14 protein-coding genes are annotated in these 12,721 nt (G+C 69.4%); 10 read left to right on the top strand and 4 right to left on the bottom strand.

What is annotated here, in order from left to right; all coding sequences use genetic code 11:
- The first annotated feature begins 68 nt into the window (after window positions 1-68).
- Window positions 69-659 (top strand): hypothetical protein, encoded by a 591-nt coding sequence (locus I4Q42_RS00580; RefSeq protein WP_198574131.1) that lies wholly within the window; start codon window positions 69-71, stop codon window positions 657-659.
- 2 nt (window positions 660-661) lie between these two features.
- On the opposite strand, the gene I4Q42_RS00575 is transcribed toward I4Q42_RS00580, so the two are convergent.
- Window positions 662-1,168 carry a winged helix-turn-helix transcriptional regulator gene (locus I4Q42_RS00575; protein WP_198574130.1) on the bottom strand — a complete coding sequence of 169 codons (507 nt, stop codon included), beginning with the start codon at window positions 1,166-1,168 and terminating at the stop codon, window positions 662-664.
- A 229-nt stretch (window positions 1,169-1,397) separates the two neighbouring features.
- Here I4Q42_RS00575 and I4Q42_RS00570 point away from each other — a divergent pair, with 229 nt between their 5' ends.
- From I4Q42_RS00570 to I4Q42_RS00530, 9 genes are all read left to right on the top strand, one after another.
- Window positions 1,398-2,588 carry an acetyl-CoA C-acyltransferase gene (locus tag I4Q42_RS00570; RefSeq protein WP_198574129.1) on the top strand — a complete coding sequence of 397 codons (1,191 nt, stop codon included), beginning with the start codon at window positions 1,398-1,400 and terminating at the stop codon, window positions 2,586-2,588.
- A 109-nt stretch (window positions 2,589-2,697) separates the two neighbouring features.
- The gene (locus I4Q42_RS00565) at window positions 2,698-2,838 is read left to right on the top strand and encodes a hypothetical protein (protein ID WP_198574128.1); all 141 of its coding nucleotides are present in this window, start codon (window positions 2,698-2,700) and stop codon (window positions 2,836-2,838) included.
- A 127-nt stretch (window positions 2,839-2,965) separates the two neighbouring features.
- Window positions 2,966-3,262 (top strand): hypothetical protein, encoded by a 297-nt coding sequence (locus tag I4Q42_RS00560; protein ID WP_110117883.1) that lies wholly within the window; start codon window positions 2,966-2,968, stop codon window positions 3,260-3,262.
- Entirely contained in the window at window positions 3,259-3,516 is a 258-nt protein-coding gene (locus I4Q42_RS00555; RefSeq protein ID WP_232792757.1) for a hypothetical protein, read from the top strand. Before I4Q42_RS00560 ends, I4Q42_RS00555 begins: the two co-directional genes overlap by 4 nt.
- Window positions 3,517-3,580: 64 nt before the next feature.
- Entirely contained in the window at window positions 3,581-4,162 is a 582-nt protein-coding gene (gene msrA, locus I4Q42_RS00550; protein ID WP_198574126.1) for a peptide-methionine (S)-S-oxide reductase MsrA, read from the top strand.
- Window positions 4,163-4,419: 257 nt separating this feature from the next.
- Window positions 4,420-5,781, top strand: coding sequence for a DUF4139 domain-containing protein (locus I4Q42_RS00545; protein ID WP_198574125.1), 1,362 nt, complete (start codon window positions 4,420-4,422; stop codon window positions 5,779-5,781).
- A 143-nt stretch (window positions 5,782-5,924) separates the two neighbouring features.
- Window positions 5,925-7,511, top strand: coding sequence for a DUF4139 domain-containing protein (locus I4Q42_RS00540; protein WP_332872994.1), 1,587 nt, complete (start codon window positions 5,925-5,927; stop codon window positions 7,509-7,511).
- Between the two features lie 274 nt (window positions 7,512-7,785).
- Complete coding sequence (locus I4Q42_RS00535) at window positions 7,786-8,817, top strand: hypothetical protein (protein WP_198574124.1); 1,032 nt, start codon at window positions 7,786-7,788, stop codon at window positions 8,815-8,817.
- A gap of 107 nt (window positions 8,818-8,924) precedes the next feature.
- The gene (locus I4Q42_RS00530; RefSeq protein WP_198574123.1) at window positions 8,925-9,452 is read left to right on the top strand and encodes a TIGR00645 family protein; all 528 of its coding nucleotides are present in this window, start codon (window positions 8,925-8,927) and stop codon (window positions 9,450-9,452) included.
- Between the two features lie 192 nt (window positions 9,453-9,644).
- Here the strand turns inward: I4Q42_RS00530 and I4Q42_RS00525 are convergent, their stop codons facing one another.
- From I4Q42_RS00525 to ftsW, 3 genes are all read right to left on the bottom strand, one after another.
- Window positions 9,645-10,247 (bottom strand): DUF1134 domain-containing protein, encoded by a 603-nt coding sequence (locus I4Q42_RS00525; RefSeq protein WP_198574122.1) that lies wholly within the window; start codon window positions 10,245-10,247, stop codon window positions 9,645-9,647.
- A 111-nt stretch (window positions 10,248-10,358) separates the two neighbouring features.
- Entirely contained in the window at window positions 10,359-11,447 is a 1,089-nt protein-coding gene (gene murG, locus I4Q42_RS00520; RefSeq protein ID WP_198574121.1) for an undecaprenyldiphospho-muramoylpentapeptide beta-N-acetylglucosaminyltransferase, read from the bottom strand.
- Between the two features lie 76 nt (window positions 11,448-11,523).
- Window positions 11,524-12,696, bottom strand: coding sequence for a putative lipid II flippase FtsW (gene ftsW, locus I4Q42_RS00515; RefSeq protein ID WP_198574120.1), 1,173 nt, complete (start codon window positions 12,694-12,696; stop codon window positions 11,524-11,526).
- Window positions 12,697-12,721: the final 25 nt, after the last annotated feature.

Raw genomic sequence — 12,721 nt, 5'->3', positions numbered from 1 at the left:
ACAGCCGTCGGCGCTCCGGAGCCGCCGAAAGGCTTGCCCAGGGTTGAGCCGCCGCTTAACGAAGTCGCATGGGTAAGCTTCGCCACATCATCGGCCGCGCCGCGACGGACACCACGTTGCGCCGCCGCTTCGTACACGCCGGCCTCGCGATCCTTGCGGTCGCCCTGGTCGCCTCCCCGGCCGCGGCCCAGATCGCGCCAGGACCGACTCCCGTCGAGTTCGGCCGCCCGATCGGCTACACCGCCGCGATCGAGCTCAGGCTGCCCCGCGGCTCCGAAGGTTACGGGACCTTCCCCTGCACCGCGGGCGGCGGAACCTGCACCGCGGCGTTCGCCAGTTGGGCCACCGTTCCCGACAAGGCCCAGGCCGCCGAGATCCTGGCCCTGGCCGGCCGCAAGGAAGGCGTGACGGAAACCAGCTGCCGTGTCGGCCCCAAGGGCGATCTCGTTCGCTGCCGCCACAAGGGGGTGCTGGACAAAGGCGTCCGCGCCGCCGTGGATCGCGGCCTGGCGCTGCTGCGCGTTCCGGAAACCCTTCAGGACCTTCCCACGAAGGACGGCCTGGTTTCGATCTCATGGGATTGGCGAGAACTGACGCAGGGCCTCTGGATGAACCCGGGCCCGACGGCCTCGCCCCCACCAGTCGACAGCGGAAACTAGCCCTACTCCGCCGCCACCTTGACGGCGGCGGCTTCCAGCGCCTCGCCGACGGTCGGCGACGGGCCTTCGTGGATCACCCGCGACAGATCGCGGCCGTCGACCACCTCGCCGCAGGCCTCGCAGGCCAGCTTGGCGTGGAAGTCGCAGCCGCACGCCTTATGCACGAAGCGCACCGGGCCGTTGCCCACGCCATAGACGTGGCGGTCGCCCCACTCGGCCATGGTCAGCAGCACGGCCGACAGGTCGCGCCCCTTGGCGGTCAGCACATATTCATGGCGCGGCGGCCGCTCGGAATAGCGGCGAGTCTCCATCACCCCATGGCCGACCAGGCTCTTGAGGCGGGCGGCCAGCACGTTGCGGGCCACGCCCAGGCGCTCCTGCCACTGCTCGAACCGCCGCACGCCCTGGAAGGCGTCGCGCAGGATCAGCAGGGTCCAGGGATCGCCGACGACCTCGAGGGTGGCGGCGATGGCGCAGCGTTGGTGACTGTAATCGGCGGTGCGACCCATACGGAGGAAAGTGCGGCGTTCCGCGGGGGAATGCAAGGGCCGTTGCTTTTGAGTACGAACTTGGGTAAGTTTCCAATCGCAATTGACTCTCTCGGTTCATTGCTCGACTGACCGGCCGACGGCGGGAGCCGCACTTCCGCCGTCGGCCGCTTCTTGCGCGACAGGCTTGCGCGAACCGCCTGATCCAGGGCCTATTCCACCGCAAAACAAACCGTTCGGGAGTTCATCCATGTCCAATCACGCCGATCCGGTGGTGATCGCCGGCTTTGCTCGCACGCCCATGGGCGGCTTTCAGGGCGCGCTGGGCGGGGTGAAGGCGACCGAGCTGGGCGCGACCGCCGTCAAGGCGGCGCTGGAGCGCGCGGGCCTGTCGGGCGACAAGGTCGACCAGATCATCATGGGTTGCGTGCTGCCCGCGGGCCTGGGCCAGGCGCCCGCTCGCCAGGCCGCCCTGGGCGCTGGCCTGCCCAAGTCGGTCGAGGCCACGACCGTCAACAAGATGTGCGGCAGCGGCATGCAGGCCGCGATCATGGCTCACGACGCCCTGCTGGCCGGCAGCGCCGACATCATCGTCGCCGGCGGCATGGAGAGCATGACGGGCGCGCCCTATCTGATGACCAAGCATCGCGGCGGGGCCCGCATCGGCCACGACCAGATCTGGGACTCCATGTATCTGGACGGCCTGGAGGACGCCTATACCCCCGGCAAGCTGATGGGCGCCTTCGCCGAAGACACCGCCGCCGAATACCAGTTCGGCCGCGAAGCCATGGACGACTACGCCACGCGGGGCCTGGCCAAGGCGAAGGCGGCCGTCGAAGGCGGGGCCTTCGCCGCCGAGATCGCGCCGGTGACGGTGACCACCCGCAAGGGCGTCGAGACCATCGACAGGGACGAGCAGCCGCTGAAGGCCGATCCGGCCAAGATCCCGACCCTGCGCCCGGCCTTCGCCCGCGACGGGGCGATCACGGCGGCCAATTCGTCGTCGATCAGCGACGGCGCCGCCGCCCTGGTGATGACGCGCAAGAGCATCGCCGAGGCCCTGGGCCTGCCGATCGTCGCCACCGTGATCAGCCACGCCGCCCACGCCCACGAGCCGGCCCTGTTCACCACCGCGCCCGTGCCCGCCATGAAGAAGGCCCTGGCCCGCGCCGGCTGGAGCGTCGCCGACGTCGATCTGTTCGAGGTCAACGAGGCCTTCGCCGTGGTGGCCATGATCGCCCAGAAGGAACTGGGCATTCCGGACGACAAGTTGAACGTCAACGGCGGCGCCTGCGCCCTGGGCCACCCGATCGGCGCTTCGGGCGCCCGGATCCTGTGCACCCTGATCTCGGCGCTCCAGGCCCGCAATGCCAAGCGCGGCCTGGCCTCGCTGTGCATCGGCGGCGGCGAGGCCACCGCCATGGCTATCGAGCTCGCCTAAAATCTGCTCAAAACGCGACATTACGGCCCGCCGCGCGGCAAGACCTTGCGCGGCGGGTCGGCAAGCGTTACCTGTTTGAGTGCAAGCTGACTGGAAGCCCTCCGACCTCATGCTGTCGAACCTGACCACCATCGCGCTGTTTACGACTGGCCTCACCGCCGGCGTCGCGATGTGGTGCGCCATGATGTCGAAGATTACCCAGATTAAAACCGTGCCTGTACGGACGGGGCAAAGACGGCGCGCAGACTAGGGAACAAGGGTTCCCCAGAAACCAAGCCGAAGGATCGCAAGATCTGAAAAAGCCCCGCCTCCGAAAGGAGCGGGGCTTTTTCGTTGCGCGATCCGACGGTCCTTCCAAAACCAAAGGATCTTCGACGATGAGCTACCTGCCTTCCCCACCCGCCTTCCACAGCGACCATGACGGCGTCACCGTCCACCAGCTGTTCCTCTGCGCCCAGGATGCGCCGAGCGCGCTGGACGCCGTGCGCCAGAGCCTGGCCGACAGCGGCGCCGAGCTGTGCAACCTGTCCCTGAAGCCGGTCGGCCAGCTGGTCGAGGCCTCCCTGCGCGTGCGCCACCTGGGCGACCAGGCCGCCCGCCTCCTCGCCCGTGACCTGGCCGCCTGGCCCGGCGTCAACTCGGCCAGCGTGGAACATCAGTGGGTGCGGCCTTGAGCCTCGATCTTGATGCAGACAAACGCCGTCTGTTCCTCGTGACCGCCGAAGACAAGCCCGACGCCCTGATGCGGGTGCTGGGCGTGGCCAGCGTGCAGCAGGTGCGCCTGCGCGCCCTGACCGCCCAGCCCGAAGGCGCCGACATCGCCATCCGCCTGGAGATCGACGATCAGGGCGACGACCGGGCCCACACGCTCGCGGCGCGCCTGGCGGCGGTTCCGGCGGTGCGCGGCGTCGGCCACGGTTGGCGGTAGGCCCGTTCAAAACCTTTCGGCCCGTTCGGCCGTATCTATGGACGACGCCTCGAAAGGACCGCCCATGCTTCGCCGCCTCCTGCTGCTGATCGCCCTCGCCGCCGCCCTGCCGGCCGCGGCTCTAGCGGCGCCGACCAAGACCGCCGTCTTCGCCGGCGGCTGCTTCTGGTGCATGGAGAACGACATGCGCGGCATTCCCGGCGTCGTGAAGGTCGAGAGCGGCTACACCGGCGGCCACGTGAAGAACCCGACCTATCGCGACGTGACCAGCGAGCGCAGCGGCCACTACGAGGCCGTCCGCGTCACCTACGATCCGCAGAAACTGCCCTACGCCTTCCTGCTGCAGCGCTACTGGAAGCTGGTCGACCCGACCGACGACGAGGGCCAGTTCTGCGATCGCGGCCCCTCCTATCGTCCCGCCGTCTTCGTCGACGCCGAGCAGCGCCCCGCCGCCGAGCGCTCCCGCGCCGAGGCCGCCAAGCGCCTGAAGACGGGGGTCATGAAGGCCCAGATCCTGCCGTTGCAGACCTTCTGGCCGGCCGAGGCCTATCACCGCGACTACGCCAAGAACAATTCGGTCGAGTACCACATCTACCGCACCGGCTGCGGGCGGGATCGCCGGCTGGCGCAGGTGTGGGGCCGCTAGCGCTTCCCTCTCCCCTTGCGGGAGAGGGTGGCCCGCGCAGCGGGTCGGGTGAGGGGTCTCTCAAACCTGTCGGCTTCGGCGCCCGGTCGATCGGCTGTCGCGGCGGGGACGTTTGAGAGACCCCTCATCCGTCGGCCTTTGGCCGCCACCTTCTCCCGCAAGGGGAGAAGGGCACCTGAATTTACATCCATAATCTCTCGACTTTCCCTCGCGCCCATGAAAACGTGGCCGCAACGATAGAGGGAGACGACGCGCCGATGCACCGCGCAGTTCTGTTCGCCGCCGCGTGCGCGGCCGCCGCTTCCGCCCAGATCGCCTACGCCCAGAGCCCGCCGAAGGTCTCGGTCACCATCTACAACAGCAACCTGGCGCTCGTTCAGGATCAGCGGACGATCGACGTCGCCGCCGGCCGCCAGCGACTGGAGTTCAAGGACGTCTCGGCCGCCATCCGGCCCGAGACCGTCAGCCTCTCCTCGCCCAATCTCGGCGTCGTCGAGCAGAACTTCGACTACGACCTGCTGACTCCCGACAAGCTGATGGAGAAGGCGGTCGGGCGGCAGATCAAGATCGTCCGCACCAACCCCGGTGACGGCAAGGAGACCATCGAGACCGCCACGGTGCTGGCCGCCAACGAGGGCGTGGTACTGAAGATCGGCGACCGCATCGAGGTGCTGCGCGACGACGGCGTGCCCACCCGGGTGATCTTCGACAAGGTGCCCGAGACCCTGCGCGCCCGCCCGACCCTGTCGGTGACGGTCAACGCCGACAAGGCCGGCCCCACGCCGGTGACGCTCAGCTACCTGACCTCGGGCCTGTCGTGGGCGGCCGACTATGTCGCCCTGTTCGACGAGAAGAAGGGCGCCCTGGACCTGCAGGGCTGGATCACCCTGAGCAACACCTCGGGCACGGCGTTCGACAACGCCCAGACCCAGCTGGTGGCCGGCAACGTCAACCAGTTCAACGGCGGCTACAGCCGCGCCTCGACCTCGGCCGGCACCGAGAGCAGCGACCGCGAGCGCATCGCCGACTATTACATCTATCCCCTGCCCGAACGCACCACGATCGCCTCCAACCAGAACAAGCAGGTCGGCTTCCTCAGCGCCCAGGCCGTGCCGGCCAAGAAGGTCTACGAGGTGCGCGAATACGGCTTCTCCAGCGACGAGAACCCGCAGAAGGCCGTCGTCGCCATCCAGTTCAGCAATTCCAAGCTGAAGGGCCTGGGCGACCAGCTGCCGGCCGGCGCCATGCGCGTCTACATGCGCGACCAGGCCGGCGATCCCAAATTCGTCGGCGAGAACGCCATCGGCCACACCTCGGCCGGCTCGGAGCTGTCGATCAAGACCGGCGAGGCCTTCGACGTCTCCAGCCAGGCGACCCTGGTCTCGCAGGAGAAGCTGTCCAAGACCCGCTCGCGCTACGCCATGAAATACGTGGTCCGCAACGCCCGGCCCGAGGCCGTGACGGTCGAGCTGCGCCAGGCCGGCCTGTGGCGCGACGGCAAGGTCACCGACGAAAGCCTGCCCAGCCGCCGCCTCGACGCCCGCACCCTGGCCTGGAGCGTGCCCGTCCCCGCCAACGGCGAGACCGTCCTGACCTTCACGGTGGACAACGGCTGGTGAGCCCGAGCCCTTTCCGCAGGGAACCTCCCCCTGTGGGGGAGGTGTCGCCGAAGGCGACGGTGGGGGGAGCATCCTCAGACCTTGCCACGCCCCCCACCGGTCGCCTTGCGACCGCCTCCCCCACAGGGGGAGGCTCCTCGCTCGTGCGCCCCCTCCTCGCCGCTCTCGCCCTGCTCTGCGCGCCCCTCGCCGCCCGCGCCGAAACCATCGCCTCCGCCGCGCCCGAAGCGGTGGCCGTCACCCTCTATCGGGACGGCCAGGGACCGGTTCAGACCCTGTCGCCCTGGCAGAAGCAGCAGGCCTTCGAGAAGGGCCTGGTGATGGTCAGCGAGACCCGCACGGTCGAACTGCCGGTCGGCCGCCACACCCTGCGCTTCGACGGCGTCGCCGAGGGCCTGATCTCGCAAAGCGCGGCGATCGAGGGCCTGCCGGCCGGCGCGGTCGAACGCAATTACGACTACGCCCTGCTGAGCCCCGGAACGCTGGTCGAGCGCTCGCTGGGCAAGCCGGTGAAGGTGGTGCGCACCAATCGCGAGACCGGCCGCCAGGCCAGTGTCGACGCCGTGCTGGTGCAGGGCCCCTCGGGCCTGATGGTGCAGACCGCCGACGGCGTAGAGGCCCTGGGTTGCTCGGGCGGGGCCGAGCGCCTGGTGTTCGACCGCGCGCCCGACGGCCTGTCCAGCAAGCCAACCCTGTCGGCCCTGATCGACGTGCCCCTCGCCGGCCGCTATGCCCTGACCCTGACCTATCTGGCGATCGGCGTGAACTGGCAGGCCGACTACGTCGCCACCCTCAATCCGGACGGCCAGACCCTGGACCTGCTGGGCTGGCTGACCCTGATGAACAGCTCCGGCTCGACCTTCGCCGATGCGCCCACCCAACTGGTGGCCGGCAAGCTGGCCCGGGTTCCGGCGCGGATCTCGCGGCCTCGCGTCATTCCGGTCCGCCGCGACTGCTGGCCGATGGACACCACGACCCACGGCCAGGCGGCGATGATGGCGAACGACCTGGGCGCCCTTCCGGCGATGATGGCTCCGCCGCCCCCTCCCCCGCCGCCGCCGCCCGCCCCCATGATGGAACGCGTGGCGGTCAGCGCCGCCAGGCGCGTCATGGCCGAGCAGTCCGACCTGGGCGACTACAAGCTCTACACCCTGCCGGAACCGGTGACGGTGGCCGCCCGCCAGACCAAGCAGATGGCCTTTCTCGACCAGAAGGGCGTCCGCTACCAGCGGCTCTACGTGACCTCCATCAGCCCCTGGGCCGACTATGACGAAGGCGGCCCGACGGCCGCGCCACAGGTGGTGCTGAGGCTCGACAACAAGACAGCCAACGGCCTGGGCAAGCCCCTGCCCTCCGGCGCCCTGTCGGTGATGGAGACGATCGGCGGCGTGCCGGCCTTCGCCGGCGAGCAGGCCGTGCGCGACGTGGCGGTGGGCGAGCCCGCCGACCTCGCCATCGGCTGGGGCATGGACGTCCGCGTGCGCCCGCGTCTCGTCGAGGACAAGCGCGCCAACAAGACGACGGTGCGGCGCACCTACGAGGTCGACCTGGCCAACGCCAAGTCGATCCCGGTGACCGTCGAGATCCGCCACGACCCCAACGTTGAGTTCTTCAAGGTGGTGTCCGAGCCGGCCAAGCACGACATCCGCCAGGGCCAGATCGCCTGGCGCGTGACGCTGCAACCCGGCGAGACCCGCCTCTTCCGCTACGCCGTGCGCCACGCGGGCTGACACGCGGGACCGTTGAGCGTGTCGAAAGCGCCACAGCAACCCGGCGATGCGCCCGATCGGCGAACGCCGGTCTTGCAGTCGCGCGCCGGCCGTGAGATCAGCCCGCTCCCGATCAGATCTCCGGAGCCGAACCGCCGCATGTCCTACCTCGTCGCACAGCTGAAGCCGCCGACCCAGGCGGAATGGCGCGCGTCGACCCAGGCGCGCGCGGCCCTTCGCCCCACCGTTTCCCACCGCTGATCGCGGCCGCTCCGGCCGCGTCCGGAGCTCTTCGATGTCCGTCATCACCCCGGCGGGGGCCGTCCTGGCCGGCTCGCCCCACACTACGTCGCCCCTGCTGCGCCTGATCGCGCCCGACTACGCCGACACGCTGGCCGCCCTGTGGCCCGCGCCCCATACGCCGTTCCTGACCGCGCCGGCCGCGCGGCGGCATCTCGTCTGCCTGATGCTGGCGAGCGAGCCCGCCGACGCGCGCGCCGTCGAGGTCGGCGCCCTGCTGGACGCGCCGCTGCGCAAGGTCGTGCGGCTGGTGGTGGATCCCGCGCCCGACGGCCTGCGCCGGGCGCTGGAACGCCTGGGCGAGATCGCCTGGTCCCCCGCCGACTACCGCGCCCTGCTGACCTTGCTGGCCGAGCCGGCGACCGCCAAGCGGCTGCGCCACGCCGAGGCGATCACGGTCGAGCAGATCCGCACGCTGGCGGCCCTGCCCTCCTCCGTGCGCGAGGCCGGCGGGACGGCGACGCGCCTGACGCCGGCCCAGGCCGAACTGCTGGCCGAGGCCCACGCCATGCTGCGCCGTCGCCTGTCGCCGGGCGTGCTCGACGATCGGGTCGGGGCCTGGAGCCGGGCGGCCAACACCCGAACCCTGTTCGGGCTTGTGGCCGACGACTTCCGCCACGACCTGCCCAAGCCGCCGCATCCGGGCACCGAAAAGCTGCGCCCGCTGGAGACGATCGCGGCCATCCGTGACGCCGCCCGGCGGTATCGCAACTGCCTGGACGGCTATGTCGACCACGCCCTCGACGAGCGCAGCGCCATCTATGAGTGGCTGCCGCAGCCCGGCGCGGTGATCGAGCTGACGCCCGACAGCTTCTTCGGCTGGCGGCTCGACCAGGCGCGGTTGCAGAACAACAAGGGGGTGGACGAGGCCACGCGCGAAGCCATCGTCGCCGAACTGCGCGGCATGGGGCTGCACGTCGGCCGCAGCGCCTGGCAGATCCGCCGGGCGCTGAACCAGGCGGCCTCGCCCGGCTTCAAGCTGGAGCCAGTGGACGCCGCGATCGCCGAATACTTCACCGACGACTGAGGTCGTCGGTGAAGACGCCCGCGCCCTCGAAGATCGAAAACAGGCGAGGCGACTTCGTCGTGAAGCCCCGCTAGGCTTGGCCGAGGATCAGGCCTGCGGAGAGACGCATGAAGAAGCCCGCGATCGAAACCCTGCTGGAGCGCGGCCTGTTCGCCTCGCGCTGGTTGATGGCCCCGTTCTATGTCGGCCTGGTGGTCGCCCTGGCCGCCATGATCGTGGTGTTCTTCCAGGAGCTGTTTCACGGCTTGCCGCAGGTGCTGTCGATGAAGCCGGAGGACGCGATCCTGCTGGCCCTGTCGCTGATCGACCTGTCGCTGGCCGCCAACCTTCTGGTGATCGTCATTCTGTCGGGCGACGAGAACTTCGTCTCCAAGATCGACACCGCCAGCCATGAGGACCGTCCCGACTGGATGGGCACGGTCGACTTCTCGGGCCTGAAGATGAAGCTGATCGCCTCGATCGTGGCGATCTCGGCCATCGCCCTGCTCAAGTCGTTCCTGAAGCTGACCGAGCCCCAGGTCCCGCTCGATGAGCCGCGCCTGCTGTGGCTGGTGGTGGTGCACCTGTCGTTCGTGGTCTCGGGCGTGCTGCTGGCGGTGATGGACTGGCTCAACAGCAAGGTGGCCAAGCACTGACCGCAGCCGCCAGCTCGGATGGACAGCGCTCAAAATATCAAGGTCATCGCCCGGCTCGTCCGGGCGACCCAAGCGGCGTCTCAGGATGCGGCCAAGTCGGCTTGGGTCGCCCGCATGAAGCGGGCGATGACTTTTGAAGGGATAGGCCTTCGGCCGCCACCTCCTCCTGCAAGGGGAGAAGGGACCTAAACGCTAGAACGGCAGGATGTTGCGCTGGCGGCTGTAGGCCAGGTAGCCGATGTTGGCGCCCAGGCGCAGGCCGACGCCGGCGCGGATCGGGGCCAGGGTGATGGTGTCGGCCTTCTGGTAGTTCACGCCCAGGCCGCCCACGAGATAGGCGCTGCCCTCGACGCCGGGGAAGCGGCGGAAGATGGCGTCGGGATATTGCAGGTTGTAGCACAGGGTGAAGACGCGGCTGGCGTTGCCGCCCCAGTCCCAGCCCACCGACGGCCCCTGCCAGAAGGTTTCCTGGGTGGGGCGGTTCTTCATGTAGAGCAGGCCGCGGCCGTAGCGCAGGCCCACGCCGATGGCGCCCGAACCCTCTTCGCCGGCGATGTAGCCGGTGGGCTGACCGCGCTCGCGGAAGATCCGCTCAATGGCCGCGCCGGCGCTCTCGGCCGTCACGCCCAGGAAGTCGGACGTGGCGCGGATCATCTCGTCGGCCGAATAGGTCGCCGCCGAGCCGGTGTCGTAGGTCGGCCCATTCGGGCTTGGGTTCTGCGCCTGCGAGGTGCTGGCGCAGGCGCCGAGGCCCGCGGTGGCCATGCCCGAAAGGATCAGCGTGCGGCGGTCCATGTGTCTTTCTCGCATGTCGAACGTGTCGGCACTGTCACAGGCCTTCGTGTCCGGTTTGGGGCGCGTTGCTTAACGCGCGGTTAAGCATGTTCCCAACTGGACCTGCGAGGTCTAACGGGCGGTGCGCTCCACAAGGTCCGCCAGCTTCTCGGCCGCGTCGGGCGCCGCCACCGACCGCGCGCCCTTGGCCATGCGGGCCAGGCGCTCGGGGTTCTTGAGCAGGGCGTTCAGGGCGCCGGCCAGGGCGTCGACGGTCAGCTCGTCCTCCAGGCACACCGCCGCGCCGCCAGCCTCTTCCAGAAGCTTGGCGTTGAAGCGCTGGTGGTCGTCGGCGGCGATCTTCAGCGGCACCAGGATCGACGGGCGGCCGGCCACCGCCAGCTCACAGCAGGTCGAGGAACCGGCCCGGCCGATGACCAGGTGGCTCTGGCGCAGGCGCCCGGCCATGTCGCGGAAGAACGGCGCGACCTCGCAGTCGACCATGGCGTTGCGATAGATCTTGCGGGCGTGCTCCATGCTCTCGGCGCGGGCCTGCTGGAACACCTTCATGCGGCCGCGCATCTCTTCGGGCAGCTTGGCGACGGCTTCGGGCACCAGCTCCGACAGCAAGCGCGCGCCCTGGCTGCCGCCGGTGACGAGAATGCGCAGTTGCACCTCGGGCGGCAGGTAGGGGGTTTCGGCCAGGTCGCGGATCTCGGGCCGCACCGGGCTGCCAACCACATGGGCGCGAGCCTTCACGGCGGGCTTGGCCAGGTTCAGCGTCGGGAAGGCGCAGGCCACCTCGGTGACGTGAGGGGCCAGGAACCTGTTCACCCGGCCCAGCACCGCGTTCTGTTCGTGGATGACGGTCGGGCGCTTTTCGAGAAGCGCGGCCAGCAGGGCGGGCAGAGCCGGATAGCCGCCGAAGCCGACCACGACCGACGGGTTCAGCCGCGCGAAGGCCTGCTTGGCCTGCATCACGCCCTGGAACACGGCGACGCCCGCCTTGACCATGCCGACCGGGTCGCTGGCCTTGGCCGTGGCGGCCGCCAGGGCCAGCCGCTCTTCGGCGGGAAACTTGTCGGCATAGAAGGCGCCGCGCTCGTCGGTGGCCAGCACCACGCGCCAGCCGCGCGCGTTCAGGGCCTCGGTCAGCGCCTGGGCGGGGAACATGTGGCCGCCGGTGCCCCCGGCGGCGACGATCGCCAGCTTGCCGCTCATCAGGCCTGGTCCGTCGAACGGATGGAGGGACGCGTGAAGAGGTTACGCAACTGCAGTCTCCCTAACCCGGGAGCCTTCAGTCGAAGGACCCCGCCTGGCCGAACGGCCCGCCGCCGCCATAGGCCCCAGGACGCTTGCGCGTCAACGCCAGCGCCATCCCCAGGGTCAATCCCATGGCCAGCATCGACGAGCCGCCGTAGCTGATGAACGGTAGGGTCATGCCCTTGGTCGGGATCATGTTCAAGTTCACAGCGACATTGATGAAGGTCTGCTGGCCCAGCAGCACGAAAAGGCCGGCCGAGGCCACCTGCTCGAACGGGTCCGACAGCTTCATCGACTTGTAGAGCCCGCGCACCACGACGAAGCCGAACAGGGCGATCAGGGCCAGCGAGAAGACCAGGCCGTATTCCTCGGCCGCCACCGAATAGATGAAGTCGGTGTGCAGGTCGGGCACGTGGCGCTTCATGACGCCCTCGCCCGGACCGCGCCCGAACAGGCCGCCAGCGTGGATGGCCTCAGCGGCGCGGGTCACCTGGTGGGTGTCGGCCTGGTCGGGGCTGAGGAACTTCTGCACCCGGGCGTGCACGTGGTCGAACAGGAAGTAGGTCGAGCCGAGACCACCCAGCGCCACCGCGCCCAGGCCCATGATCCACGAGATCGGCACCCCGGCCATCCAGAAGGCGGCCCCGAAGGCGATGGTGATCAGCACGGTCTGGCCGACGTCGGGCTGCATCAACAGTAAGCCGACGGCGATGAAATAGAGGCCGAAGGCGATCGACACGCCGGGCACGCCCTCGCCCTTCTGGCCTTCGGAGAACATCCACGAAACCAGGATGATCAGAGCCGGCTTCATGAATTCCGACGGCTGGAAGGTGAAGCCGCCGATCATCAGCCAGCGGGCCGCGCCCTTGGCGCTGTGGCCGATGAACGGCAGGGCCGCCATGACGCCGATGGCGACGATGTAGATGAAGAACGCCGCCCGCCGGATGCCCTTGGGACTGAGCATCGACACGGCCAGCACGATCGTCGCCGCCCCGGCGCCAAACACCAGCTGGCGGATGGCGAAGTGGAACTGGTCGTCGATGCCGATCCGCTGGGCCGCGGCCGGGCTCGAGGCGAAGGACAGCAGCACACCTACGGTCACAAGGATCGCGGTGGCGCCCAGCAGCCAGCGATCGGTCGTCCACCACCACACCCCAAGGGGCGAGCGGTCGGTCCGGGCGAAGGCGTGGGCGGTCTGCTGGCGCATGGGGCGAAGAGTCCGCCGTTACGGT

This window comes from Caulobacter hibisci (genome assembly GCF_016135805.1).
Taxonomy (GTDB): Bacteria; Pseudomonadota; Alphaproteobacteria; order Caulobacterales; family Caulobacteraceae; genus Caulobacter; species Caulobacter hibisci.
The sequence above is the reverse complement of the archived record's forward strand: the minus strand, read 5'-3'. Positions and strand labels throughout refer to the sequence as shown.

What these genes read in the sequence shown, in the direction of transcription:
- I4Q42_RS00560 (WP_110117883.1), top strand. Translation starts at nt 2,966, where the DNA reads ATGAGCTACCTGCCTTCCCCACCCGCCTTCCACAGCGACCATGACGGC.
- I4Q42_RS00525 (WP_198574122.1), bottom strand. Translation starts at nt 10,247, where the DNA reads ATGGACCGCCGCACGCTGATCCTTTCGGGCATGGCCACCGCGGGCCTC.
- I4Q42_RS00530 (WP_198574123.1), top strand. Translation starts at nt 8,925, where the DNA reads ATGAAGAAGCCCGCGATCGAAACCCTGCTGGAGCGCGGCCTGTTCGCC.
- I4Q42_RS00535 (WP_198574124.1), top strand. Translation starts at nt 7,786, where the DNA reads ATGTCCGTCATCACCCCGGCGGGGGCCGTCCTGGCCGGCTCGCCCCAC.
- murG (WP_198574121.1), bottom strand. Translation starts at nt 11,447, where the DNA reads ATGAGCGGCAAGCTGGCGATCGTCGCCGCCGGGGGCACCGGCGGCCAC.
- I4Q42_RS00565 (WP_198574128.1), top strand. Translation starts at nt 2,698, where the DNA reads ATGCTGTCGAACCTGACCACCATCGCGCTGTTTACGACTGGCCTCACC.
- I4Q42_RS00580 (WP_198574131.1), top strand. Translation starts at nt 69, where the DNA reads ATGGGTAAGCTTCGCCACATCATCGGCCGCGCCGCGACGGACACCACG.
- ftsW (WP_198574120.1), bottom strand. Translation starts at nt 12,696, where the DNA reads ATGCGCCAGCAGACCGCCCACGCCTTCGCCCGGACCGACCGCTCGCCC.
- I4Q42_RS00545 (WP_198574125.1), top strand. Translation starts at nt 4,420, where the DNA reads ATGCACCGCGCAGTTCTGTTCGCCGCCGCGTGCGCGGCCGCCGCTTCC.
- I4Q42_RS00575 (WP_198574130.1), bottom strand. Translation starts at nt 1,168, where the DNA reads ATGGGTCGCACCGCCGATTACAGTCACCAACGCTGCGCCATCGCCGCC.
- msrA (WP_198574126.1), top strand. Translation starts at nt 3,581, where the DNA reads ATGCTTCGCCGCCTCCTGCTGCTGATCGCCCTCGCCGCCGCCCTGCCG.
- I4Q42_RS00570 (WP_198574129.1), top strand. Translation starts at nt 1,398, where the DNA reads ATGTCCAATCACGCCGATCCGGTGGTGATCGCCGGCTTTGCTCGCACG.